The following is a 25,395-nucleotide window of genomic DNA, read 5'->3' as shown; positions in this document are numbered from 1 at the left end:
TTGACTATTGACCACCCTCATTTATGGTTTATTGGTTGAGTGCGTAAGTCCTAAGTTATTCAATTTGCAGCGTAGAACTGGCTGAACGTCCGAATTCTTCTGGTGCATACTGTAAATGCACGTCAGCACCGGGCCAGAGGAATATACCGGGAGTGACGGAACGGACTAGATAGTGTAGGCTGTAAACTCCTGGTTCTATGTGGTCAGCGTAGGCGATAATGCGATCGCTGTAGATATGCTTGTAACCTAGTTGCCAACTATCAGCCTGTGCTTGTAATGCAGGTGTTGCGGTTTGAAAACTCTGGTCTACTGCTTCTAATCCGGCTGGTAATGGGTCTTGAATGACGATATGATCTACAGGGCGATCGCTAATAATTTCTAAGCCAATATCAAATACTTGGCCACTTTTGAGAGTTAAAGGTTTATCAACAGCATAGATACCTGTTTTTTGTAAAAGCTTGGTTTCTCCTACTTCGCTTATGGCTTTTGTGACTCGTAAACCGTTAAATCTTCCTGGTTGATTTCCTGGTAAGGTGTAACTATAAGCCACTAAATAATGTAACTTGCCATTACCCGATTTTTGTAATGTCAAATCGTGACGACCACGGGGTAATTTATTCATTGGCACATTTAGCTGTAAACTAGAATCTTTGTAGCCATTAAATCTATGTTCAGCAATTTTTTGACCCGCTAATTGGACTGTGGCGAGAAAATTAGGGGGTGTGGGTTGGAGTCGGCTATATTCTACCAATGCTGTTAATGCTTGGGCATTATTATAGTTGGTTTGCCATGTACCATTGCGTCGCTGATTCAGCAGACTTTGCACTAATTTATCGATAATTTCTGGGTTACTTTGGTTGGCAATAAATAGTCTTAAAGCCTGTGCTTGTGCGGTGGTGGCTGAACTCATCCATCCCCAATTCTGGGGATAACTAATGACTGCTGTCCTACCAGTTTCGGTAATATTTTTTTGCAACTGCTGAAATAATTGTTGGGCTTCATCTTGCCATTGGGGAAACTGAGATAAATATCGTGTCAGTTTGATTTGTGTGACTAGATCAAATTTTTGACGCTGTTGATAAATATCTCCTAAAAAACTATTGCGTTTATCTCCTATTTCTGCTAAAGCAATTAAAGTATTGAGTTGCAGTTGAGTTTTGCACAATTGTTGTTGACAAAATTCATATTGTCCAGGGTTAGCTAAGACTTTCTGCAAATAACTCTTTAAGCGAGATATGATAGTGGAATTGACTGCATTGGGGAAGACTAGTTGGGCTTGGGTTAAGGATTGTGCAGCATATGCAGAAACCCAAGGGTCTGATTTTTCTTGACCTGGGAAAGCTGCAAAACCACCATCGGCTAGTTGCAATTTTTGTAATTGAGTAATGGCTTGATTAGCCTGTTGTTCTGGATTAAATTCGGCAAAAGTTTGACTATATTTTTGTGCCAGAGTTTGTAAGTTAGCGGCAATAATTAACTGACTTACCGCAGGTTCAGCGAAGGGTAAATCATCATCGGCTAATACTTGTTTAGCTGGTGCTGTGATTTCTGGGATGAAGGTACTCGCCAGTTGGATATCTAAACCGCCAGCTGCCGGCAAGACATTTTTATCAACATTCAGAGGAATTTTGACTGGCTTATCACTCACACCAGTTTCCACAACTTGTTCTGTCACTGTCAAAGGTTTGACTGTTAGCGGTACGGCAAAAGCATCGGCAACAGTATTATTAAGTTGGGTGGCAAAGCGGACTTGTGCCACACCAACACTATTAGCTACCATCTCAAAACGATAAGCTTGGGTGGTTGATGCTGTTTGGGTTTGTAAAGTAGTTTTTGTTGGGTTCTGTTGGACAAACTCAACTGTACCGTCAACTTCCCCATTAATGGTGAGGTTTCCAGAAGTACCAGTGTTATTGGTGACAGATAAACCAGCGAAGAGGCGATCGCCTGGACGAGCAAATTGTGGCAAGATGGCATTAGTTAGTAGTGGCTTGGTTGTGATCAAGGTCGCATCACCATTCCCAAACCGCAGATTTCCATCAGTAGCGACAACCATCACCCGCCACGTAGTTAAGTCATCTGGTAATTTGAAAGTGATTTGCGCCTTACCATCAGTATTGGTCAACAGAGAACCATTGTAGTAAGCTAAAGCTTGAAAATCTGTGCGGACGCGGGTATTTGCTGCACCTGCGGAAAAACCACCACCATAACCCCAGCCTTTAGGTTTAGCTACATCTTGGGGTTGTATCACCACATCAGGACGATTATCACTGAAGCGGGTAGATATTGGCTGTTCGGCATAAACTGTATCAACTAAATTAGGTGGACGATAACCTGATAGTTGCAATACAGCTTCATTCACCACCATCACAGTTAATTGTCCTCGGATGGGTTGGTTTTGGGGATCTTTGAGTTCTAGTTGTACGGTTTCCTCTGTCCCAGGTGCTAATGATGTTTGCAATGGGGTAACTTGCACTTTTAAATATTTATCTTGCAAGTTAACTTTAAACGGTGTAAACCCAATTTTGACTAATTTATCTAAACTTCCTGGTTCTATTTGGTTAAGTGGTGCGCCTTGTCTAACCAACACAGCTTCTACTGCGGCATTGGGTAACATTTCTGGTGTGACTGTAAACTGAATTTGTGGTGCGCCACCTTTGGTTTTAATGATTTGTTGATATATGGGTTTATCTTTAATCACTGCAAAGTATAACTCTGCATCGGCATAGGGAGAGGGAATTAAAGCGGTAGCAATTTCTCCTGGTTGATACTCTGTTTTATCTAGTTTAACTTCCAAGATATTCTGATCTTCAGCACCCCAATATACAGGATTTTCACCTGTCACCCAAATTTGTAAATCTGTGGCAGAGACGTTACAGGAAACATCTTGACAATCACTAAAATTCGCTCTAATTCTATATGTTCCAGATTCCTTGGCTGTGAAATTAACTGTTTGCGGATTATTTGTAGATGTAACTTCTACTTGGTCAACTGTCTTATATTCAACTTGATTTTTAGCTGTGCGACTACCTTCTACCAACTGCGTCACACTACTATATTTCATCTGTTGTAATTCTAGCCGCACCCGTTGATTTGTGATGATTTTACCTGTAGGTTCAGTGACAATCACTTCTACAGGAAAAGCTTTGCCAGCATTAGCAATAAAATTACTTTTTAACCCAATTAAACGGTTACTGGGTAAAGCGATAAAAGATTGAGAATTAGCTAAAGATAAGTTAGAAACATCTGCCACTTGTACATCCACACGATAAGTCATAGGATAGGGCAAGTCTTTCGCTACTGTCAGCGTTTGACTGGTTTTTCCTGCCGCATCTAATTTGGTGTTAGTTTGTAAGACATCACTCGGTACAGCAGGACTTTCTTCAGGCCAAAACCATTGTCTACCAAAATTAAATTTTTCCCAACCTTGAGGGATGAAATTTTCTTGGCGACGAGTGACAAAATACTTAGCTTCTCCTGCTTCTACAGGCGCACCAAATAAATAATTACTACTTGCTTTCGCCGCTACTTGCTCACCAATTAAAGCAAATTTTTTATCTAAATCTAGTGCTACTTGAAAATTCGGTGGCTTAAATTCAGCTACTCGTAACTCACCCGAAATTTCTCTCCCATCTTTCCCCTTAGCTTGGATTGTGTAATAACCTAAACGTTGTGTAGCATCAATGGGTAATTCTAGAGAAAATGTGCCAAATTCGTTGGTAGTTTTAGTACCTAAATCAGTCTTTTGTCCATCGGGATTTACCAGAGTTAATTGGTAGCTAGCATTTTTATCTTGCTGGATCGTACCATTTTCTAAATAATCTGCCACTCCGGTTAACCAAGCTTTCTCTCCTGGTTGATATAACTGTCTATCAGAAAATATTACTCCCCGTGAAACTGGTTTCTCTTCTGCCCAACCTGCATCAATACCATAACCGTAAACACCACTATATTCTTCCGTTCTCGCAAATGCCCAATCTTGATTTTCCCGCGCAATAACTAATAACTCTGGAGATTTAACAGATTTTTTTTCATTCCCATAACATAACTGTAATTCTTGACCTTGTAGTCTTAAATTACCATCATTATCTGTTTTCCCCGTCGCACAAGCTGTCACTTGGTCACGATATTTGGCATCTAATTTTAATTGGTAGATTTCCATAGATGCACCCTTAACAGGTGAACCATCATTAAGATGATGAACGCGAATTAAACCAGCATCAGGAAACCATTGACTAAATACACCCAAATTTGTTAACTCTACTAAGCCATAGGTGGTTGCTTCTCGCCACAACTCCTTACCGTTTTCTTGATATTTATTCGTTCGCGCCTGTACCCCATAAGCTAACATTCCTGTAGCCGCACCCAGTTTTTCTCTCAGTGGGACAGTGATATCAACTTGTTGATTTTTTTTACCAGAAACTTTAAAACTTTGCCACTGACTTGGTTTAGCTAATAAATCATGATCATTACCTTGTGGATAAGCACCTCTGGCATAAACTAAATCTGTTGGTTGGACTACACGATAAGCAGCTTTATATTGAGATTCTGGTAAATTAACAGTATTAATATTGAGTTGTAAATTCTGTCCTGATGGGAAAATATGTAAGTCTGAGGGAACCCAAATATCGCCAGCTAAATCGCCAGTATTATATTGCAAGGTGACGGGTTTACCCAAAGTCTGAGCAAACTTATCTTGCAAATTTGCCCCGATAGTAATTGTGTAATTCGTCGCTGGTTTTAAAGCATAGGGATTGATACTAATAAATCTATCTTCATCACCAATTTGGATCAGCCTGGAAATATCTGCTGGTGTCGGCTCGATTTTAATATTTTCTTTGACTAAATCTGCAACTAATATATTATTAAATTCTAATTGGGGACTACCTTTGAAAAACCTACCGTAGGTTCCACCTGCATCTGGTTGTCCGTAAAAGTTAATTTGTTTAAATGCTAAAGGTGAATAAGTAGCTAATTTACTGACAAACTCTTGAGTTGTGGGTAAGTTACCATAGGCAGGTAAGATTCCAGGAGTAAATACCAGCCGATAATTCGTCGCTTTGACTAGATTTTGCTGAGGAAATAAATCATAAATCCAAGTACGTGTAGAAGGGTCGAATTTTTCTCCAGGTTCTTCACTTGTTGTTGCTTCTGCTTTAGCTAAGGCTATTTTAAAAGTAATGCCTTTATTTTTACCTTCAGGAATTAATTGTAAATGTTCTTGTACAGAAGCCATGTTCAGTTCTGTATTTGAGGTAAATCGCAGCTTTGGCTGTAAATCAACTGGCTGAATTTCGGCTGGTTCTACAGGATTTACACCCGGTAAGTTAGTTAATTTAATTGATTCTGTATTAAAAGTCCAAGCTAAATCTTTTGCTAAACGATGATTTTTTAAATCTGCTAAACCTGCTTTTAAGGTAACTTGCAATCTGGTGGCTTGTGGTAGAGCTTGTTCTGGTTGAAAGCCTACCATGCGGGGTGTCAAAAACCGAAATTGTCCAGGTAAAGGTGGCCAAGTTGCAAATTTTTGTAACAATTTTTGTTGTTCTGGACTATCAAGTTGTTCGACAGGAATTAACGCTTCTTGAAAGCGGATACGAATCTGATTGAGAGGTTTAGCATCACCAAGAGGACTAATTTGGGTAATCCAATCTGGTAAGTTGGGTGGTTGGAGTGGTGCAACAGCTGGGAGTTGTTCTTTGCTGGTAGATATACCAATAAAATTGCACCCCGCGATGCCTAATATGAGTGTACATACAATGAGGCATCGCATGAACATTTGGATAATCATGCGGAGCTGATATCTGATTTACTATAAAAACTTATCTGTATGGATACCTAATCTTATGTAATTGTTCCGTAAACTACAAATAATTTGTAATTGCTTAAGCTTTGCTGCACTCTTTGGTGTAGCAATTGAGCATTCACGAGCGATTAATTTAGCAGATCAAACCATCAGAGGTTCATGATGTACGAAGCCTTGTACTTATTCATTGAGAAAATTTATCCTCAATTCAAAGTTGACTCACTGTTAATTGATCCTCTCTTAAATTTAAGAAAACTGCATAAGGGAGATTTTTTGTTTCGAGAAGGTGAGATTTGTGAGTTTGTGGGCTTAACCCTCAAAGGCTGTCTACGGATGTTTTTTCTAAAAGATGGCAAAGAACTAACATTGTTTTTTCATCCAGAAAATCATACCGTCGGAGACTACGAGAGTTTTCGGCGGCAACGTCAGTCCTGTTTTTCTTGCCAAGCAATTGAAGATGCGGAAGTCCTGATACTAAATCAACAGGCAATTACTGCACTCTCAGCAGCACCGGATGGCGAGAAATTACTACGGCTGATTGTTGAATATCTTGCTTTTCAATTGCGCGATCGCTTAATGTCTTTGTACCGAGACACTCCGGAACAGCGTTATCTTCACCTACTCAAGGTTGAACCACATCTGTTAGGGCGCATTCCACAGCATTATCTGGCATCATATCTGGGAATTGAACCCGAATCTCTCAGTCGTTTGAAGCGGAGAATTTATTTACGCGCTATTTCTTAACCCAAGTCAATGCCGAGGATGATATGCGCTAACTAGGATCAAAGAAATACCACAGATAGATGTGATGGAAATCAATTCAAAAGCACCCGTAGCTGCCCGGCATGAAATTATCATTAACGCCTCAAAGCAGACCATTTGGCAACTGCTGACTGATATTAATCATTGGCATCTTTGGTATCCCAATGTTTCCGAGTCAAAACTAGAAGGATCACTTCAGCCTACTTCTATCTTTCGGTGGAAATCCAATGGCACGGCCATTGTATCAACCTTGGAAGAAGTTGAGGATCAACGTCGAATTAGCTGGACAGGTAAGGCATTTGGGACGCAAGCTATTCATATATGGATACTTGAACCTCAAGAAAAAGGTGTACTTGTCAGAACTGAGGAGTCATTTGACGGTTGGTTAATCGTACTGTTAAGAAGCATGATGCAGACGATGCTGGATACCTCCCTCAAAAGTTGGTTAGATTACCTTAAACAAACAGCTGAAGATGTAGTTTAAGGACAGAAGTGGATTTCACTGCCATCGAAACTCGACTGGCTGCATAGTCTCCTAGTGAACGAGATAGCTGTTTGGGCAAGTGCTAATACCAATTCACAAAAATCCTGATACATATAGCTTACTCGTTGGGTATTGTCCGCCCACCGTTAAAACGGTGGTCTCATAGCTTAAGTCCATTAAAATGGACTCTGATATTCAGTCCTCTTGAGAGAACTTTAGCTATGAGACAGGGATTTACAATCCCTGACTTGCTGCATAGTCTCCTAGTCAACGGGATAGCTTTTTGGGCAAGTGCTAATACCAATTCACAAAAATCCTGATACATATAGCTTACTCGTTGGGTATTGTCCGCCCACCGTTAAAACGGTGGTCTCATAGCTTAAGTCCATTAAAATGGACTCTGATATTCAGTCCTCTTGAGAGGACTTTAGCTATGAGACAGGGATTTACAATCCCTGACGGACTGACGGACTCACGTATTTGTATCATTATTAAAGTGAAATGGTATAAGTCTTGCTCAAAAGTCAAAGAGGAGTTACCCACAAATACGGGGAATTTTCGATAAAACTTTACATAAATTGCGGATTCTTGCTATTAAAATCTTAGAGCTGTACCACAAAGTCCAAGTATCACGGCATTGTCTGATACTGACTCAGCATCTATCACTTAAGAGCGCCAAACCAAGCAGATAATGACTGAAGTGCTGCAAATCGGGAACCGGACAATTCAATCTAGTGAACTCATTCCCTTACTAGCTAGTTATCAACTGCTACCACAATTACTACGGGAATTAATTATCGATGAAGCTATAACACCAATAAAGTGTGAGGCTGAAGAATTAGCCCAAGCAAAACAGAGGTTTTTCGCCGAGAAGCAGTTAGCCCAAGAAGCCGACATTCAAGCATGGATGGCGCATCAAGGTTTGAGCATCGAGCAATTGGAGCATCTGCTGATGCGAAAAATCAGACTAGAAAAATATAAGCAAGATACTTGGGGTCACAAACTAGAGTCTTATTTTTTTCAGTTGAAGGGTAAATTAGATAAGGTAATTTATTCCTTACTACGAACTCAAGATGCTGGACTAGCCCAAGAACTCTACTTCCGCCTGCAAGCCAAAGAACAAACCTTTACAGAAGTAGCACAAAAATATTCACAAGGCCCAGAAGCTCAAACTGGTGGTTTAGTCGGCCCTGTAGAACTGAGTTCACTGCATCCAGCAATGGTACAACTAATTTCTACCTACCAACCAGGTCAAATTTCCCCGCCAGCCCGTATTGCTGAATGGTTCGTCATTCTGCGGGTAGAAAAACTCATACCAGCCCAATTGGATGAGCCAATGAAAGCAAGACTATTAAATGAGTTATTTGAGGGTTGGTTACAGGAACAACAGAAACAAGTCAGTGTAATTACTGATGCAGAATGAGAGTAAGCAATTATCATTGAGGATTTGATTTAGGCGATCGCATCCAGTGAGCGATCGCTTTTGTTTTTCCTTTACAATCAAGATTGAGTCCGGATAAATTTTAATCCACAATACCATAATCCCGAATTTCTCACGAAATAGATCAAACCGCAGTTTAGAGGCTGTAGGGGCGGGTTAACAAATATGCTTCAATTATTCACGAATATCTCGTAAACCCGCCCCTACCGTTTTGTGAGAAATGCAGGTAATCCCCTCTGTAAGGCAAAGGGGTTGGGGAAGAGGTCAAAACAGACTTGTCGAACTTAGTTTAAACTAAATTGTCTTCATAACACCAATTCGCTAATCCCACATAATATCTGAACTATTCAATTACGAATTACGTAGGCGCAAGCCTACTCTCCGAGAAAGCCTTACGGCTAACCCGTAGGGTATTACGAATTATGAATTGGTATTAAGTCTTATCGCTTATTAGGCGTATTCAAACCACGGCGCTCAAGAATTTGTCGCACTTCTGGGCTAGGAGTATAGTTATAGCCATAAGAAGAATTCTCAGAATCATCCATCACTTGAGGCGTGAGCAACACAATTACCTCTCTGCGTTCATTAGTTCTATTTGTTCTTCTGAATAGTGAACCAATTAACGGAATATCACCTAAAATAGGAACCTTCGTTACAGTTGCCCTATCTTGGTCTTGAATGATGCCACTAAGAATTAATGTCTGTCCATCTCTTAGACGAATTGTACCAGAATTTAAGGAGCGTTCAGACACTAAAAATATTTTTTGAGTATTGCCTCCTCCAACATTCACATCAGCCGAAGATTGTGGTGCTTTGACAACAGGAGCTACGGATAAAGAAACGAAACCATTGTCATCAATGCGCTCAACTTTAACTGCTAAGGTTAAACCCACATCGGTTTTTTCGGCTGTGATTGTTTGTGTAGAAGTACCATCACCACGAGTTACCAAGCTTGTGAGATTTCCTAATACTTCTTGAGTAAGTTTGACATTAGCCGTTTGACCTTCTTGTACAATTAAAGTCGGGTCAGTCAAAATTTTAGCATTACCACTTACAACTTGAGCCTGCAAACTTGCTAGCAGACGTTTGGGGAACTGATAAAGAGTTGGTAATGCAAATGTGTATGTATCAGGAGTACCGGGAGTAGTCGCTGTTCCTCGAGTTCCTGGAGTGAAGTCTGTAATACCTGGTTGTGACGGATTTGAGCTAATGCCAGCCTCAGCTGATGGTCTACCTGATGCGTTAAAAAAACCATCACCCAAAAATAAATTTGCGTTTTGGAGTGTGTTCTCAGTAACAGGTGTACTAGTTATACTATTTCTTGCTTCAGTACTAGTGGCTGGTCTGGAACCACCAAAATTTAGAGATGCTGCGCCACCATCAACAGAGAAGTAATTATTACCAAGGCCAAAAGAAAAGCTGCTGTTATAAAGTTGCTCTCCTGAAAGATTTACATCAATAATTTTGACATTAACTACCACTTGACGACGACGGATATCAAGCTGAGTTATTTGAGTCATTGCCATATCAACTACTCTTGGTGGGCCAATTAAGGTGAGAGAATTGGTACGCTCATCTCCTAATGCCTGTAAACCTCTGAGTAATGGATTGGAGTCTTTAAAATCTATCCTTTGAGTTTCAACTCTGGTTTCTGTGGTTGTCTGGGTTTGAGTAATAGGTGCAACACCAGTCCCCACGGGTACAGCATTGACGTTAGTAACTTGGCGTTCACGGCTGACGGCTGTTTCTGCACCCAAGCCGACTAAAAAGTTTAAAGCAACTCCCACACTTACTTGATTCAACCGCAAGTTACGCATCACGACATCACGAGTGGAGTTAGGTAGTTTCGGCCCCACAAAAATTGTTCTGTTGCTGCGGTTGGCTTCTAAACCACTCAAACGCAAAACGTAGTTAAATACGTCTTGTACAGGCTCATTTTCAATATCTAAGGAAATTGTTTGCAGTGCATTTGCAGGAGCAGTTGTACCACCAGTAGGATCACTGCTGATATAAGCCAAGTTTAAATTAGCCGCACGGGCGAGTAATGACAAAACTTCCCTGACTGGTGCATCGCGCAACACCAACCGGGGGACACGTTCTTGAGTACCTAAATCTATAGTAGTGGGAGAAGCATCGGTAGCAGAAATGGCGATATCACCGACAGGAGGAGCAACAGCTCTGGGTAAGAAAGGTGGTGCTTGGCTGAGAGGTTGACCAGGGCCTGATGGTTGGGCTGGTTTGCCGTCAATTGTCACTTCTGGGTTGGGTACAAGCACACCGGGTTGTGAAGTCGGTGGTACTGGTATAGATGCAGGGGGTGTTGTAGCTGGTGGTGGCGTTGTGGCTACAGGCTGTTTTGGAGTGGGAGTAACTGGTACTGATGCTGTAGTACTTCCTGATGGAATAAAGCCAAGAGTAATGCCATCTTGCTTACGTACCACAGGTTGACTACTTGGTGTATCGTTACTACCAGTCACGATGACACGGATACTATTAGCATCCAGTTGCACAACCTCGACTGATGCAATACCTGCCACGGGATTTTCTTGACGGAAATTCTTCCCTTGGGGTAAGCGTAATTGAGTATTGATTAAATCTGCAACTAGAGCTTTATCTCTTTTAGTTGTAAAAACCTGTGGGCGCGAACCGGCAGAAGTTTTTAAAACAACACTAAGTCCGCCATCGGCCGGATTTAGCTTGACTTCTGTAACTTGAGTTGTTTGCGCCCACACTGGTTGCGCTGCTAGGAAGACAAAAGCAGCCGCACCTAAAACCAAACTATTACCGTGAAGCTGTTTCACAGTTCATTCCTCACCTAATAAAACCTTGTTAATCAAAAATCTCAGAGTAGTGAGTCATTAATTCTTAATTCTTAAATTCTTAATTTTGAATTTTGAATATTGAATTTATTTCTCAATCTCCTACTTCTTCGGTTGAGCCGCAGCTGCCATTTCTTCAGAGCTAAGGGGCATTAATGCTTGTAGTTGAAAGGCTGTGGTAATAGGAGCTGCCCCTATCCTGCGAATTAATTTACCTGATGGGCTAGTATTTTGTACGGGAGCTAAGGTTGATTGATAGTCTCTGACTATTAATAAGGGCTGTAGACGCTCTATATTCCGAATAATCGATTGAGTTTGTTCATAAGTGCCAACGATTTCAATATTCACGCCAGTGCGTTTTAGCTTACCGTTAACTGCTATTCCTAGAGAGCCATCGATCACTGGTTCGGGTTTTTGTATAGTCGGGACAAACTTTTGTAGTTTGGCTTTGACAGCATTGAGAGGAATTTGTGCATTACTAGATTCAACTAGACGATTTAAATCTAACAGCAAAGTATCTAGGGTTTTTTCATCAGCAAATAATCCGAGAACTTGTTGTTTTTGCTGTTTTGCTTGAGCTAATTCCTCTTTTACCTTGTCCATCTGTTTGACAGTGGCTTTTTTCTGGGTTATTTGCCCTTGCAAATCGTTACTTTGTGCCTGCTTTTGTTGATAGCTATCCCAAGCTGGCATGACCAGATTGAGCAACATATATACAGCGCCGGCTAGTCCGACTACACCGACTATAATACCGATAATTTTCGGTGTGAAACTGACCCCAAAGAGGACGGGGTAAGCTGATGCGTCTGCATCTAAATCAGCAGCCTGTTCGGCAAAATTTAAATCATCACTCAGCGTCATCTTGTAATGACTCCTGTTTGTTGCATACTGCGAATTCGAGTTACTAGTCCTACAGTGCCTTTTTGTTCTAACTCCCGAATTAATTCAGAAGCGGGAACATCACTGAGACTTGATTGAATGGTATATCTGACTATTTGCGGGGGTTTGATGGCTATACCTTTAGAATTGCTGCTAGCCTGTTGTACAGGCGCATCTACTAGAGAAGCCGTGATAATTTTACTTTCAGAAGCCTTTAAGAAGCGGGACTGTTGCAGGGTTAATAAGAAGTCATTGACATCGTTAAAAGAGCGTGCTAACCCGGTAATTTCTATACCACCAGCCGGATTACCGGGGGGTTGTCCTTCGACTGGCGGGACTGGGGGGATTTGCTTGACGTTTTCGATTTGTACAGATCCTGGAATGCGATCGCGCAAATCTTCTAACATGGCAGACCAAGGACGAATTTGGTCAAATACAGTGACTAGACTTTGAGTTTCGCCTTTGACAGCGTTAGTCTGTTCCTTGATTTTGTTGATATTGCTGATTTCTGCGTCTAATTTTTTATTCTCCTGATCTAAGAGTGCGATCGCCTGTTCTAGTTCCAGATTTTTCGCTTGCAAAAACCACCAACCCACACCCACAAAGATCGGCAGACTCAAACCCAGACCAACTCCTATATATACAGGAGTTAAGCTCCCAGTCGGTAGTTTAACTCCTCCTGACTTTTTGTCCGGGTTGCTTTGGTAAGCTGGGCGGTCTTTGAGAAAATTAATATCTAGACTGTACATTTATTAAACCTCCCGCATCCCTAAACCAAGAATGATCGCTAAACCAGAACGTTGTGTAGAGGGGTACTTTTCCGGATCAACCTGCAATGACAAAGACCCTATAGGATCTATTTGGCTAGTTGGTATACTCAATCGTTGAGTAAAAAATTCATCTAGCTGTTGCAGTCCACCTCCAGGCCCTCCCAGCAAAATCTGCGCTACTTCTAAGTTTTCACTCTGATTTAAGTAAAAATCGATAGAACGGCGTAACTCGTCTGTGAGTTCTCCCAAAATTCGCAACACACTCGCCAGTCCAGGATCAGCTTCTGTCACCCCAGTTTTCTCACCATCCCCAGAATTTACCGGAATCGTAATTCCCTGTAAAATTTCCATGTCTCGTGATGTGGGTAAACTCATTGCCCTAGCCATTGCCATCTGCATTTGATAAGTCCCAATTGGCACAGTGCGAGAAAATTGCGGTACTCCGTTAATGACGATCGCAATTTCTGTACTGTCAAACTCGATATCAACTAATACAACTGCTTCTTGTGGCCCAAATTGCCGCAGTTGATCCCGAATTGTCCGAATCAGGGCAAAACTGTTAATCTCTAAGACGCTGATTTGCAATCCTGCTTGCTCAAAAGTACGAATATATGTATCTGTTACCTCCTTGCGAGTAGCCACTAAAAGTACCTGCACTTTTTCGATGCCGTCTTCATCTACAAAGTACCCAAGTTTCTGATAATCTACGTCAGCCTCTTCACGGGGATAGGGTAAATACAACCCGGCTTCGTGATTCAACACCATATCCCGCAATTCTTTGTCATCCAACTCGGCGGGTACAGGGATGATCCGCACAATCGAATCTCTTCCTGGTACGCCAGTTGCTACCCGCGAAGTTTTGATTTTACTCTCCGCCAAAGCCTGCTGAATTAATTGCGCCATTGCTGGGGGATCAGTGATTTGCCCATCGGCTACAATTCCTTCAGGAACTGCGACTGATGTGAGGGATTCTAGTTTCAATCCCTGACGCTGTTTGCGTATCTGCACCACATTCACCCGTTCTGGCGCAATTTCGATCCCCACCCCTTTGTGAGATTTGCCGAATAGACTACTGAAACTTTTCACCACAGTTATGCCCGCCAAACTGCTAAATTGAAAATTTAAATTGTACTGAGAACTAAGTAGTAGTCATGAGTCATTAGTCATTGGTCATTAGTTAACTACTCCGAGATTTTGTCATCAACTCTCTGCTTCATGATGAATGTGTAAGTTGAGATGATTTACTCAGGACTAATGACTAGGGAATTTTGACTACAGACTCTTGATTCCGCAAAGCGGTTTAATTTGAACTATAATCTCGACAATTCTGCATAAGCTTTTCACCCTGATCAAGCGTAAAAATACTGGAAAGATGATGAGATTGCAAAAATTTAAACAATTGATTGCTTGGGCAATGCTGGGTTTAATCACCAGTTGGATTGTTAGTTGTAGTCCAGGAAAAGTGGCAACAAACAATCAACCAACTGCTTCCGGAACAGCAAAAATTGAGTTTTGGACAATGCAACTCCAACCTCAATTTACTAACTATTTCCAAAGCTTAATCGCCAATTTTGAGTCACAAAATCCCGGTATCAAAGTGAACTGGGTTGATGTTCCCTGGTCGGCAATGGAGAACAAAATCTTAACAGCTGTCTCCGCAAAAACGCCACCTGATGTTGTTAACCTCAATCCAGATTTTGCATCCCAACTAGCAGGAAGAAATGCCTGGATAGATTTAGATACAAAAGTTCCCCCAACAGTCCGTTCCTCCTATCTACCAAATATTTGGCAAGCCAGCACTCTCAATGGCAAAAGTTTCGGTATTCCTTGGTACTTGACCACAAGGTTAACCATTTATAACACCGATTTATTAAAACAGGCAGGTATCAGTACACCACCTGCTACTTACGCCCAATTAGCCCAAGTGGCGCAGCAAATTAAAGATAAGACTGGGAAATACGCTTTTTTTGTGACGTTTGTTCCGCAAGATTCCGGAGAGGTTTTAGAATCTTTTGTGCAAATGGGAGTCACTCTAGTAGATACTCAGGGGAAAGCCGCTTTTAATTCTCCCCAAGGTAAAGCTGCGTTTCAGTATTGGGTAGACCTTTACAAAAAAGGGTTATTACCCAAAGAAGCCCTAACTCAAGGTCATCGTCATGCGATCGATTTATACCAATCTGGGGAAACAGCTTTTCTGGCTTCAGGACCAGAGTTTCTCAAAACCATCGCCAATAATGCGCCAAAAATCGCTCAAGCTTCTTTAATCGCACCCCAACTTACTGGTGACACGGGTAAGAAAAATGTAGCGGTGATGAATATTGTTGTTCCCCGTGATACCAAACAACCTGATGCGGCGGTGAAATTTGCTCTATTTGTCACCAATGACGAAAATCAATTAGCTTTTGCCAAAGCGGCTAATGTTTTACCCTCAACCATCAAAGCCTTATCTGATCCCTACTTTCAAGATGTGCCAGCCACTGCTTCTACTGTGGAAAAAGCTAGAGTTATTAGTGCGAAACAACTCCAACAAGCAGAAATTTTAACTCCTACTTTGAAGGATTTTAATAAGCTGCAAAAAGCAATTTATGAAAATCTCCAAGCGGCAATGTTAGGTGAGAAAACTGTAGATAAAGCTGTAGAAGATGCAGCCCAACAGTGGAATAATCGATAATAAATGGTAGGTTGGGTGGAGGCTTTGCGTAACCCAACACCTGATCTATGATAATACAATTTCACGTTAATCATGATACATATAGTAGTGGCGTGGCAAGCTTTAAATGTGGCGATAGATTTTTATTTTTGTAGGGTGCGTTAACGAAGTAACGCACCCTCTTAATCTCATTGGCGGTGCGTTGCGCTACCCTGCGGGTTCTCCGAAGGAGTACGCAACAACGCACCCTACTATTGCACTATTTTAGTCTTGCCACGTCAGTAGAGACGTTACATTGCAACGTCTCTACTCAACACCATGATTTATGTTGAATTGCACAGATAGAACACGCATAAGCCAACACCATAATCCATGTTGGGTTAAACTTTGCCTTAACCAACCTACATTAAATGCTGTATATTTTGTTCTCCGATATCCCTAAGAGGGTGTTGGAAAAGTTTCAGTAGGTAGAAAAATGTCATTCTGACTGGAGCGGAGCGTCAGTCAGAATCTAGGTTTTGTGGTACATACAGAGATGTTTCATTCCGCTACGCTGCATTCAACATGAGAAAGAAACAGACTTTTCAAACGTCCTCTTAACTCGACTTTATCCATTTTTTGGCAAGGCTCAAGCTGACCCTGAAAGCTTTATGAGACGGGAGTTTTACTTTTTTGTTTGCACTGAGAATTAGTAACATGGAAAAAGTTTTTGCCAAAAAGCTAGGGTTTTGCCGTATTAAGAAAACCAAGTTCTTAATTTTGGACAAAGTCGAGCTTAACCAACCTACATTAAATGCTGTATATTTTGTTCTCCGATATCCCTAAGAGGGTGTTGGAAAAGTTTCAGTAGGTAGAAAAATGTCATTCTGACTGGAGCGGAGCGTCAGTCAGAATCTAGGTTTTGTGGCACATACCGAGATGTTTCATTCCGCTACGCTGCATTCAACATGACAAAGTAAACAGATTTTTCAAACGTCCTCTAAGCTTTAATCAACACTAATTTCTGAATACGCTCATTATTCATTTGTGCTTTCCTAGAAGAAGCAGTGTTAACAAAAAGCTGCCAAGCTGATGGTGAAAGTACTGCTGGATTTAACATCTGGAAAAAACTTGGGAGATTTTTTTGTTTCAAGGCTATCAACGTCCAATGCAGGTTTAAATAATTTTTGATATCGGCAATACTGGGAATAGAAGAACGATGTTTTTCATTGACCAAAGCGTAAATTCTTTCCTTCATCAAAATATTAGTGTTTAAGCGTTGCTGGAGAGAAAACTTTTGGTTATATGCACCAGTCCAAATTGTCCGGTAAGCCAAACATTGATTGAGGAAAATGGCATGACCAAATTGAGCAATGCGAATCCAAGAATCAATATCATCACAATTGGTATTGAGTTGAGCATCCCAACCCCCAGTTTTTAAAAAAGCATCCCGCCGACAAGCAACTTGTACAGGTGTACCAAATGGGACTAGTTCTAATAGCATTCCATAATGAATATCTGTTTGGGGGATATAAAAAGCCAAACCAGGGCCAGTCTTAGGAGTGCGGCTGAGTTCCACCCCCTCACTATCAACTTGAGCCGCAATACAAGAGCAAATCACCGCATCAGGACAAAGAGCGATCGCCTCTGCCATCTTTTCTATACACTTAACATCTAGATAATCATCATCATCTAAAAACTTAATCCAATCACCACTGGCTTTTTCTACCCCAGTATTCACCGTCGCCGCATGACCTTGATTGACTTGATTGCGATGGTAAACCACAGCGTCACCCAGACTTTTCACATAATTTTCTGTCTCATCTGATGAGCAATCATCAATCACCACTACCTCACAAGCAAGGCTCTGATTGAGTGACGATTCAATTGCCCGACGCAGCAAGTTCAATCGGTTATAGGTAGTAATAACAATGCTAAATTTCATAAGTAACCAGCCTGTCGTCAAGTTTACTGGAATATAGCTTTTATTATCAGCTTGCTGTAACAGTAAAATTATCCATCATTACAGTAGATAGGATTGTCCCAGGGTGGCAAGTTTTTCCCCAAATTTATCACTGACCAATTACCCATTACCCATCTCCTAAATTCTGCTGTATGATGGATGATCGTGAGTTTTTAAAGTAAATAGGTTATGAACGCTCAAGAAATTATCCGTTCTATAGAAGCGGAACACATAAAAACTAATCTCCCAGAGATTTACATCGGTGATACCGTCAAAGTGGGAGTGAAAATTAAAGAAGGCGATAAATATCGCGTCCAACCCTATGAAGGCGTTGTCATCGCTAGACGGAATGGTGGGATTAACGAAACCATTACAGTTCGTCGCGTCTTCCAAGGTGTAGGTGTAGAACGGGTATTTTTGCTCCATTCCCCCAGAATTGAAAGCATCAAAGTCATCCGTCGTGGTAAAGTCAGACGTGCCAAGCTGTATTATCTCCGCGATCGCGTTGGTAAAGCTACCCGCATTAAGCAACGGTTCGACCGTTCTTTATAGGATTTTGTCTAGGCTATGGGAGAAAAATTTGTGCGATCGGCGGCATCTGCCGCTAGCTCCCTCGACAAAATTATGCTAAGATGATAATTTAGTGGTCGCGTTGAACTTTCAGCTTAACGCAATCAACCAAACCAAGCCAGCTTGTGCGCTCTTAGTTCAGTTGGTAGAACGCAGGTCTCCAAAACCTGATGTCGGGGGTTCAAGTCCTCCAGGGCGCGCTCGAAAGTAAAAAACACAGCCCGAAGCAATAGCACAGCTGCTAAGATAGCAGAAAGTGTTATTGATTTCGGGTGTAGTTGTTTTATACTTACAGCTTTTTTGCTTCCAGTTAATTTGATGGAGTGAAAGCTGTCAACCTGGATGAAAATTAGCAGAGTATAGCTGTATTGACTAAAGACGGGGGATAGACGGCCGTGTCCAAAAAAAATGAAGCAGAAATTGCCGAGACAAACGACGGATTTAACTTTCTCAACTTCTTTCAGGGAACTAGAGAAGAGTTGGACAAAGTAGTCTGGCCCAGTCGCAAGCAACTAGTAAGCGAATCAGCAGCTGTGTTGCTGATGGTGACACTCTCCGCTTCTTTAATCTATTTGGTAGATGGATTTTTTCATTGGGCTGCGACAATCGTATTTAAACCACCGACTGTTGCTGCTTTGATAAATCTAGTTGATGGGTTGTTTGCTTGGGCAACAAAGCAGGTATTCTGATGACTTTTGCAACAGACGAACCAATTAACTCGGCGTTGCAGTCAGAGGAAACAGCAGAAACAGCACTTAATGAAGCACGCTGGTATGCAGTACAAGTAGCCTCCGGCTGCGAAAAACGAGTCAAAACCAATCTAGAGCAGCGCATTCAAACCTTTGATGTTGCTGAAAAAATTGTCCAAGTAGAAATCCCCCACACACCAGCAGTGAAAATCCGCAAGGATGGTAGCCGCCAGCACACAGAAGAAAAAGTTTTTCCTGGTTATGTGCTAGTACGCATGGTGATGGATGATGATACTTGGCAGGTGGTACGCAATACATCCCATGTAATTAACTTTGTGGGAGCAGAACAAAAACGTGGCACAGGTAAAGGTCGTGGTCACGTCAAGCCATTACCCTTGAGTCACTCAGAAGTAGAGCGTATCTTCAAACAAACCACCGAACAAGAGCCAGTTGTCAAAATTGACATGGCCAGTGGTGATAAGATCATAGTGCTTTCTGGCCCATTCAAAGACTTTGAAGGTGAGGTAATAGAAGTTAGTCCAGAACGGAGTAAACTAAAAGCCTTGCTCTCGATTTTCGGGCGAGATACACCAGTAGAACTGGAATTTAATCAGGTAGAAAAACAGAGTTAAATACACCAATGGCGAAGAAAGTAGTAGCGGTCATTAAATTGGCCCTGAATGCTGGGAAAGCCAACCCAGCACCCCCAGTTGGCCCCGCATTGGGTCAACATGGTGTTAACATCATGATGTTCTGCAAAGAGTACAATGCCAAAACAGCAGACCAAGCTGGGATGGTTATTCCTGTAGAAATCTCGGTGTATGAAGACCGGAGTTTTACATTTGTACTCAAAACGCCACCAGCATCAGTCTTGATTCGCAAAGCGGCGAAAATCGAAAGAGGTTCCAACGAACCCAACAAAAAGAAAGTCGGCAAAATCACCACAGCACAATTACGGGAAATAGCTCAAACTAAATTACCCGACCTCAACGCCAACGATATCGAAGCGGCGATGAAAATTGTGGCAGGAACAGCTAAAAATATGGGCGTAACCATAGCAGATTGATTTAATCATCAATCTCAAATCTAAATCCAAAATTAATTGCATTGGGGGAGAAGCCAAGCTTCGCCAATAACCCCAGGAGATAAAAATGACAAAAAAAATATCACGTCGCTTGCAGGGATTGCAGGCAAAAGTTGAAGATAAAGAATACGCACCTTTAGATGCCTTAGCTCTCTTGAAAGAGACAGCAACAGCTAAATTTGCGGAAGCGGCAGAAGCACATATTCGTCTGGGTATTGATCCAAAATATACAGACCAGCAGTTACGTACCACTGTAGCATTACCCAAAGGTACAGGGCAAATCGTGCGCGTCGCCGTGATTGCTCGTGGTGAAAAAGTTACAGAAGCTTCAAACGCTGGTGCTGACATAGCAGGTTCAGAAGAACTAATCGACGAGATTCAAAAAGGCAGAATGGACTTTGACAAGTTGATTGCCACCCCAGATGTGATGCCGCAGGTGGCAAAACTTGGTAAGCTATTAGGCCCTCGTGGTTTAATGCCATCACCCAAAGGGGGAACAGTAACTTTTGACATAGCTAGTGCGATCGCTGAATTCAAAGCTGGTAAACTAGAATTCCGGGCTGACCGTACAGGTATCGTCCATGTTATGTTTGGTAAGGCATCCTTCTCGCCGGAAGATTTGTTGGTAAACTTGAAGGCGTTACAAGAAACGATTGACCGTAACCGTCCTTCTGGAGCCAAAGGTCGTTACTGGCGTACATTTTATGTGTCTGCCACAATGGGGCCATCTATTAAAGTCGATATCAACGCTCTACGTGATTATAAACTGACAGAAGCAGCGTAATTAGGGAATAGGGAGTGGGGACTGGGGGTTGGGAGCAGAGAAGCAGAGAAGCAGAGGAGCAGAGGAGCAGAGGAGCAGAGGAGCAGGGGAGCAGAGGAGAATAATTAATTACTCAGCACTCAGCACTCAGCACTCACAACTCAGCATTCACAACTCCCAGACAATTAAATAAGCCAAGCCGGAGACAGCAGGAGCTAATAGCTTAAATATCCTGCCGAGGTAAAAGCTCAACGGTCGAAAGTGCCACAAAAAAACGTGTCACTGTCGCCACTACGAGTCTTGATACTGAACCCCGGCTAAGATAGCTGGGGTTTATTGTTATGCCCTGGTCAGATAAAAATCATTACAAGAGAAATCGACGATTGTTTTGAGGAGGTGAAACCGAAATGGGTAGAACACTAGAAGATAAACAGCAAATAGTGGCAGAACTCAAAGAAACTTTGAGTGAGTCAACTTTGGCACTAGTAATTGAGTACCAAGGACTAACAGTTGCGGAAATTACTGACTTACGGCGGCGGCTGCGTCCGAGTGGCACTGTTTGCAAAGTCACCAAGAATACTTTGATGGGTATTGCCATTCAAGACGATGAAAAATGGCAACCTCTCTCGGAGTTACTGAAAGGTTCTTCTGCCTTTTTGTTAGTTAAAGAAGATTTTTCTTCAGCAATTAAGGCTTATCAGGATTTCCAAAAAGTTACCAAGAAGACAGAACTTCGTGGTGGCGTAATGGAAGGTCGCCTACTTAAAGAACCAGATGTCAAGGCTCTAGGAGACTTGCCATCCAAAGAACAACTCATGGGTCAAATTGCTGGAGCCATCAATGCTGTGGCTACCAAACTGGCCTTGGGTATCAACGAAGTTCCCAGTGGTTTGGCGCGTGCTTTACAGGCTGTTGCTGACCAAGAAAAAGGTGGCGAAGATAGCGCTGCTTAATTAACAGATGTTGCGTGTAATCGCATAACAGACAAATAACCAAATCAACATCACAGGAGTAATATCAATGTCTGCTGCAACCGATCAAATTTTAGAACAATTGAAATCCTTGACTCTGTTAGAAGCTTCCGAGCTAGTTAAGCAAATTGAAGAAGCTTTTGGTGTAAGTGCTGCTGCTCCTGTTGGCGTAGCTGTCGCTGCTGCACCAACTGCTGCGGCTGCTGAACCAGTAGAAGAAAAAACCGAGTTTGATGTAATTTTAGAATCCGTTCCTGCTGATAAGAAGATTGCGGTACTGAAGATTGTCCGCGAAATCACAGGTTTGGGTCTGAAAGAAGCAAAAGACTTAGTAGAAGCTGCACCCAAACCCATCAAAGAAGCCATTGCAAAAGAAGCGGCTGAAGATGCTAAGAAGCGGATTGAAGAAGCTGGTGGTAAGGTAACTATTAAGTAATGAAAGCAGAAGGTATAGGGCGGAAGGTATTTTGCAGATTAGTTTCTAATTTTTACTAATTCTGTCCCTAAAGATTGTTGCTTTCGCTATCAATTACTCAAAAATTATTACCACTAAAAAAGGAGTCTCATGGGACTCCTTTTTTGTTAATATGTGATATCTTTTTTCTGTTGTCGTGCTTTGAGTTTTAGCAAAATATCAGCGTGTATTTCACGAGTAATGGGATAGAAATAGGTTAAAAATAAACCGCAAATTAAACAAATAGTTGGCAAAGGCCCAACAGCAATACGGATGGCTGTTAATGCCGATTCAGGTTGTGTCGGTAGAGTAGTTTGTCCGGCTACAGCTTCTCGAAAACCAGATGCTTGCAAAGCATTACCGACGAGAAATAATCCGAAGGCTAAACCAAATTTTTGCAACAAAACCATAAAGCCATAAAAAATCCCCTCTCGGCGTTGTCCAGTTTGAAGTTCGTCTAATTCAATTACATCAGGAATCATTGACCAGGGAACTAGGTAAGCTGTGGATACACCAAACCCAGCCATGACAGCCATGATATACATTAAAGTGATTTGACCAGGCTGCAAGAAAAATAAGCCGCCACCTGCAATAATCCAGAGAGTCATGCCTAAGAAATAAACTAATTTTTTGCCAATTCTTTTACTTAAAGCAGTCCAAACAAATAACATTAATAAAGCAGTTCCTTGCACAGCAATCATCACTGTCGGTACGTCTGATTCTGGTAAAGACATACAATTAATGACGAAATAAGGGATAATGCTGGCGGTTATTTGTACACCTAACCAAGAAAAGAGATAGATACCAATAACAAAGAGAAAAGGTTTGTTGCTAAATGCAATTTTAATTTGTTCTAAAAAAGGGATAGATACAGATTCTTCCACTTGCATGCGTTTTGCTTCAAATGCCAAGACGCGATCGCGTATGCCAAAAACACACCAATATAGAGATAATACAGAAATTACAGTGCAAATTGCCGCTAATACTATATATTGTTGCTGGCGATCGCTAATCATAGCAAAAATCACCCTGGCAAAAATCAAGGAGACTATACTGCCACCAATAGAAAAAGCAAACCGAAAGCTATTGAGGCTAGTCCGTTCGTCATAATCTTGTGTCAGTTCTGGGGTCAATGCTGTGTAAGGTAAGTTCACCACAGTGTAAAACACCTGAGATATGACTCCAATGACAACGTAATACCAAAACAATCCCCAAACATTGCTAGTTTGGTCGCTACTAAATCGCGGTACAATCCACTGTAAGAAAAAGAAAAAGCCGAAAGGGATAGCCCCATAAAACATCCAAGGTAAACGACGACCCCAGCGTCGAGATTTTGTCTTATCTGTCAGCACCCCCACAAAAGGATCGTTGACCGCATCCCAGATTTTACCAATCATCAACACACTGCCAGCCAAACCCGCCGGAATCCCAGCAACATTAGTAAAGAAAATTAATAGAAAAAATATGGAAATATTCGCAGTTATCGCCGGACCTAAATCTCCAGCACCGTAAGCTACCTTAGTAGAAAAATTTAGTTTTTGACTTGCTTGAGTATTCTGAGAATAATCATCACGAGCAGAATCGTTCATAATACCTTGCGCTCATACTAAAATATTGCGGTTGACTTCAGTATCACCTAGAAATTACTTACCTTATGCCAGACCTTTACGTTTCTTGGTCAGAGTACCACTACAAAATCGAGCAACTGGCTGCTCAGATTTATCAATCTAGTTGGGAATTCAACCAGATTGTCTGTCTTGCCAGAGGTGGGTTAAGAGTAGGCGATATTCTTGCTCGGATATATCAGTTGCCATTGGCAATTTTAGCAGCATCATCTTACGGTGGTGCTGGCAAACAAGAGAGAGGTCATTTAACTTTATCTCAGCACTTAACAATGACCACGGAAACTCTAGGTACACGCATTCTGTTAGTTGATGACTTGGTAGATTCTGGCATCACACTGCAAAAAACTATCCCTTGGCTACAAGAATATAGTCATTCCCCAATAGCAGAAATTCGTACTGCTGTTATCTGGTACAAAGCCTGTTCTCTCATAGCACCCGATTACTACGTCGATTATTTGCCCGATAATCCTTGGATTCATCAACCTTTTGAACATTATGAGCAAACTAATCTACCAGAACTAGCCGCAAAGTTAGGTATGGAACCTCAGAAGGAGAGATGAAGTAATGAGGGAAAATAATCTGATGAATAAAACTACTACTCCACCCCACAAAATTATCGGTGTGGCTGTAATTTGGAACGAACAGCAGCAAATCTTAATTGATCGTCGTCGTCCAGAAGGAACAATGGGAGGCTTGTGGGAATTTCCTGGAGGTAAAGTCGAACCGGGTGAAACCGTTGAGGAATGTATTCAACGAGAAATTTATGAAGAACTAGGAATAAATATTGAAGTCAAGGAATGTCTCATCACAATTGACCACACCTACACCCACTTACGAGTGACTCTCACAGTACACCATTGCCGCTTGCTTCAAGGTATTCCCCAACCTCTAGAATGTGATGAAGTTCGCTGGGTAAGCTTGGATGAGTTGGAAAAGTTTACCTTCCCAGAGGCAAATGCTCAAATTATTGCCGCTTTAAAGAGTGCTGAGTAAGGGAGTGCTGAGTGCTGTTAGCGGTAGCGGGGCGTTTAGCCCGTGCTGAGTAAGGGAGTGCTGACTAATGACCATTGACCATTGACCATTGACCATTGCCCATTGACCATTGACCAATACCGTAACAATGTATTAACCAAATCAAGTAAAGTACCTGAATTTTCTACAATAATCCCAGAGACTTTGAATATAGAGTGTCAGTGAGCATATGTCTAAAACCGTTGCCGATGTCATGAGTCACAACCCAGTTGTGGTTCAGCCAGAAACGCCGCTACAAGAAGCTATTCAAATTCTGGCAGAACGACGTATCAGTGGATTGCCTGTTGTGGATGATGTCGGTAAGTTATTGGGCATTATCTCCGAGACTGATTTGATGTGGCAAGAAACAGGTGTAACTCCTCCTGCTTACATCATGTTTTTAGATAGCGTGATTTATTTAAAAAATCCGGCTGTTTATGAACGGGACTTGCATAAAGCACTAGGACAAACGGTTGGTGAGGTGATGAGCAAAAATCCCATCACGATTACGCCGGAGAAGACCGTAAAACAGGCAGCTCAACTGATGCACGATCGCAATGTTCACCGTTTACCAGTACTAGATGCAGCAGGCCAGGTAATTGGTATACTAACCCGTGGCGATGTTATCCGGGCAATGGCTGCTAGTTAGTCAATAGTCAACAGACAACAGTCAAC

General features: G+C 41.8%; 20 protein-coding genes, 1 tRNA gene, 1 pseudogene and 1 other annotated feature. Of the genes and pseudogenes, 15 read left to right on the top strand and 7 right to left on the bottom strand.

Annotated features, from left to right (window positions below; all coding sequences use genetic code 11):
* Nucleotides 1–55: 55 nt before the first annotated feature.
* Nucleotides 56–5,773: an alpha-2-macroglobulin gene (locus tag FD725_RS28990; RefSeq protein ID WP_372726699.1), complete on the bottom strand. Its 5,718-nt coding sequence runs from the start codon at nt 5,771–5,773 to the stop codon at nt 56–58.
* 192 nt (nt 5,774–5,965) lie between these two features.
* On the opposite strand from FD725_RS28990, the gene FD725_RS28985 reads away from it, so the two are divergent.
* The 3 genes from FD725_RS28985 to FD725_RS28975 all read left to right on the top strand — a co-directional run bounded on the left by FD725_RS28985 (nt 5,966) and on the right by FD725_RS28975 (nt 8,475).
* Entirely contained in the window at nt 5,966–6,550 is a 585-nt protein-coding gene (locus tag FD725_RS28985; RefSeq protein WP_256871807.1) for a Crp/Fnr family transcriptional regulator, read from the top strand.
* Nucleotides 6,551–6,614: 64 nt separating this feature from the next.
* Complete coding sequence (locus FD725_RS28980) at nt 6,615–7,052, top strand: SRPBCC family protein (protein WP_179051319.1); 438 nt, start codon at nt 6,615–6,617, stop codon at nt 7,050–7,052.
* Nucleotides 7,053–7,743: 691 nt separating this feature from the next.
* Complete coding sequence (locus FD725_RS28975) at nt 7,744–8,475, top strand: peptidylprolyl isomerase (RefSeq protein WP_179051318.1); 732 nt, start codon at nt 7,744–7,746, stop codon at nt 8,473–8,475.
* 458 nt (nt 8,476–8,933) lie between these two features.
* Here the strand turns inward: FD725_RS28975 and FD725_RS28970 are convergent, their stop codons facing one another.
* The 4 genes from FD725_RS28970 to pilM all read right to left on the bottom strand — a co-directional run bounded on the left by FD725_RS28970 (nt 8,934) and on the right by pilM (nt 14,050).
* Nucleotides 8,934–11,294, bottom strand: a complete 2,361-nt coding sequence (locus tag FD725_RS28970; protein ID WP_179051317.1) for a type IV pilus secretin family protein — start codon at nt 11,292–11,294, stop codon at nt 8,934–8,936.
* A 120-nt stretch (nt 11,295–11,414) separates the two neighbouring features.
* A complete protein-coding gene (locus FD725_RS28965) occupies nt 11,415–12,173 on the bottom strand; it encodes a pilus assembly protein PilO (protein WP_179051316.1) in 759 nt (252 codons plus the stop codon).
* A complete protein-coding gene (locus FD725_RS28960; RefSeq protein WP_179051315.1) occupies nt 12,170–12,940 on the bottom strand; it encodes a PilN domain-containing protein in 771 nt (256 codons plus the stop codon). The genes FD725_RS28965 and FD725_RS28960 overlap by 4 nt, the downstream gene beginning before the upstream one ends.
* A gap of 3 nt (nt 12,941–12,943) precedes the next feature.
* Entirely contained in the window at nt 12,944–14,050 is a 1,107-nt protein-coding gene (gene pilM / locus FD725_RS28955; RefSeq protein ID WP_179051314.1) for a type IV pilus assembly protein PilM, read from the bottom strand.
* A gap of 283 nt (nt 14,051–14,333) precedes the next feature.
* Between pilM and FD725_RS28950 the strand changes: the two genes are divergently transcribed.
* A complete protein-coding gene (locus FD725_RS28950; protein ID WP_179051313.1) occupies nt 14,334–15,632 on the top strand; it encodes a sugar ABC transporter substrate-binding protein in 1,299 nt (432 codons plus the stop codon).
* 958 nt (nt 15,633–16,590) lie between these two features.
* On the opposite strand, the gene FD725_RS28945 is transcribed toward FD725_RS28950, so the two are convergent.
* Nucleotides 16,591–17,535 (bottom strand): glycosyltransferase family 2 protein, encoded by a 945-nt coding sequence (locus FD725_RS28945; protein ID WP_179051312.1) that lies wholly within the window; start codon nt 17,533–17,535, stop codon nt 16,591–16,593.
* A gap of 207 nt (nt 17,536–17,742) precedes the next feature.
* On the opposite strand from FD725_RS28945, the gene rplS reads away from it, so the two are divergent.
* The 8 genes and pseudogenes from rplS (at nt 17,743) to rplL (ending at nt 22,066) form a co-directional block, all read left to right on the top strand.
* Nucleotides 17,743–18,105 carry a 50S ribosomal protein L19 gene (rplS, locus tag FD725_RS28940; protein WP_179051311.1) on the top strand — a complete coding sequence of 121 codons (363 nt, stop codon included), beginning with the start codon at nt 17,743–17,745 and terminating at the stop codon, nt 18,103–18,105.
* 145 nt (nt 18,106–18,250) lie between these two features.
* Nucleotides 18,251–18,323, top strand: a tRNA-Trp gene (locus FD725_RS28935).
* A 195-nt stretch (nt 18,324–18,518) separates the two neighbouring features.
* A pseudogene (gene secE / locus FD725_RS28930) lies at nt 18,519–18,737 on the top strand (preprotein translocase subunit SecE); the annotation flags it as partial.
* Nucleotides 18,738–18,811: 74 nt separating this feature from the next.
* A complete protein-coding gene (gene nusG, locus FD725_RS28925; RefSeq protein ID WP_179051309.1) occupies nt 18,812–19,444 on the top strand; it encodes a transcription termination/antitermination protein NusG in 633 nt (210 codons plus the stop codon).
* Nucleotides 19,445–19,452: 8 nt separating this feature from the next.
* A complete protein-coding gene (gene rplK, locus FD725_RS28920) occupies nt 19,453–19,878 on the top strand; it encodes a 50S ribosomal protein L11 (protein WP_179051308.1) in 426 nt (141 codons plus the stop codon).
* Between the two features lie 85 nt (nt 19,879–19,963).
* Nucleotides 19,964–20,680 (top strand): 50S ribosomal protein L1, encoded by a 717-nt coding sequence (gene rplA / locus FD725_RS28915; RefSeq protein WP_179051307.1) that lies wholly within the window; start codon nt 19,964–19,966, stop codon nt 20,678–20,680.
* A 160-nt stretch (nt 20,681–20,840) separates the two neighbouring features.
* Nucleotides 20,841–21,006: a sequence feature (ribosomal protein L10 leader region), on the top strand.
* Between the two features lie 60 nt (nt 21,007–21,066).
* Complete coding sequence (gene rplJ / locus FD725_RS28910) at nt 21,067–21,612, top strand: 50S ribosomal protein L10 (RefSeq protein WP_179051306.1); 546 nt, start codon at nt 21,067–21,069, stop codon at nt 21,610–21,612.
* A 67-nt stretch (nt 21,613–21,679) separates the two neighbouring features.
* Nucleotides 21,680–22,066 (top strand): 50S ribosomal protein L7/L12, encoded by a 387-nt coding sequence (gene rplL, locus FD725_RS28905; protein WP_179051305.1) that lies wholly within the window; start codon nt 21,680–21,682, stop codon nt 22,064–22,066.
* 146 nt (nt 22,067–22,212) lie between these two features.
* Here rplL and FD725_RS28900 read toward each other — a convergent pair whose 3' ends face one another.
* Entirely contained in the window at nt 22,213–23,673 is a 1,461-nt protein-coding gene (locus FD725_RS28900) for an MFS transporter (RefSeq protein ID WP_179051304.1), read from the bottom strand.
* Nucleotides 23,674–23,738: 65 nt separating this feature from the next.
* Between FD725_RS28900 and FD725_RS28895 the strand changes: the two genes are divergently transcribed.
* The 3 genes from FD725_RS28895 to FD725_RS28885 all read left to right on the top strand — a co-directional run bounded on the left by FD725_RS28895 (nt 23,739) and on the right by FD725_RS28885 (nt 25,369).
* Nucleotides 23,739–24,269: a phosphoribosyltransferase gene (locus FD725_RS28895; protein WP_179051303.1), complete on the top strand. Its 531-nt coding sequence runs from the start codon at nt 23,739–23,741 to the stop codon at nt 24,267–24,269.
* 22 nt (nt 24,270–24,291) lie between these two features.
* A complete protein-coding gene (gene mutT / locus FD725_RS28890; protein ID WP_179051302.1) occupies nt 24,292–24,702 on the top strand; it encodes an 8-oxo-dGTP diphosphatase MutT in 411 nt (136 codons plus the stop codon).
* 208 nt (nt 24,703–24,910) lie between these two features.
* Nucleotides 24,911–25,369: a CBS domain-containing protein gene (locus FD725_RS28885; RefSeq protein ID WP_179051301.1), complete on the top strand. Its 459-nt coding sequence runs from the start codon at nt 24,911–24,913 to the stop codon at nt 25,367–25,369.
* Nucleotides 25,370–25,395 lie beyond the last annotated feature (26 nt).

The organism is Nostoc sp. TCL26-01, from assembly GCF_013393945.1.
Classification (GTDB): domain Bacteria; phylum Cyanobacteriota; class Cyanobacteriia; order Cyanobacteriales; family Nostocaceae; genus Trichormus.
The sequence above is the reverse complement of the archived record's forward strand: the minus strand, read 5'-3'. Positions and strand labels throughout refer to the sequence as shown.

Coding starts and splice junctions, on each gene's coding strand:
- rplA (WP_179051307.1), top strand. CDS start 19,964: ATGACAAAAAAAATATCACGTCGCTTGCAGGGATTGCAGGCAAAAGTT.
- FD725_RS28965 (WP_179051316.1), bottom strand. CDS start 12,173: ATGACGCTGAGTGATGATTTAAATTTTGCCGAACAGGCTGCTGATTTA.
- FD725_RS28980 (WP_179051319.1), top strand. CDS start 6,615: ATGGAAATCAATTCAAAAGCACCCGTAGCTGCCCGGCATGAAATTATC.
- mutT (WP_179051302.1), top strand. CDS start 24,292: ATGAATAAAACTACTACTCCACCCCACAAAATTATCGGTGTGGCTGTA.
- FD725_RS28985 (WP_256871807.1), top strand. CDS start 5,966: ATGATGTACGAAGCCTTGTACTTATTCATTGAGAAAATTTATCCTCAA.
- FD725_RS28900 (WP_179051304.1), bottom strand. CDS start 23,673: ATGAACGATTCTGCTCGTGATGATTATTCTCAGAATACTCAAGCAAGT.
- FD725_RS28945 (WP_179051312.1), bottom strand. CDS start 17,535: ATGAAATTTAGCATTGTTATTACTACCTATAACCGATTGAACTTGCTG.
- rplJ (WP_179051306.1), top strand. CDS start 21,067: ATGGGTAGAACACTAGAAGATAAACAGCAAATAGTGGCAGAACTCAAA.
- rplK (WP_179051308.1), top strand. CDS start 19,453: ATGGCGAAGAAAGTAGTAGCGGTCATTAAATTGGCCCTGAATGCTGGG.
- rplS (WP_179051311.1), top strand. CDS start 17,743: ATGAACGCTCAAGAAATTATCCGTTCTATAGAAGCGGAACACATAAAA.
- FD725_RS28960 (WP_179051315.1), bottom strand. CDS start 12,940: ATGTACAGTCTAGATATTAATTTTCTCAAAGACCGCCCAGCTTACCAA.
- nusG (WP_179051309.1), top strand. CDS start 18,812: ATGACTTTTGCAACAGACGAACCAATTAACTCGGCGTTGCAGTCAGAG.
- FD725_RS28885 (WP_179051301.1), top strand. CDS start 24,911: ATGTCTAAAACCGTTGCCGATGTCATGAGTCACAACCCAGTTGTGGTT.
- FD725_RS28990 (WP_372726699.1), bottom strand. CDS start 5,773: ATGCGATGCCTCATTGTATGTACACTCATATTAGGCATCGCGGGGTGC.
- FD725_RS28895 (WP_179051303.1), top strand. CDS start 23,739: ATGCCAGACCTTTACGTTTCTTGGTCAGAGTACCACTACAAAATCGAG.
- FD725_RS28950 (WP_179051313.1), top strand. CDS start 14,334: ATGATGAGATTGCAAAAATTTAAACAATTGATTGCTTGGGCAATGCTG.
- rplL (WP_179051305.1), top strand. CDS start 21,680: ATGTCTGCTGCAACCGATCAAATTTTAGAACAATTGAAATCCTTGACT.
- FD725_RS28975 (WP_179051318.1), top strand. CDS start 7,744: ATGACTGAAGTGCTGCAAATCGGGAACCGGACAATTCAATCTAGTGAA.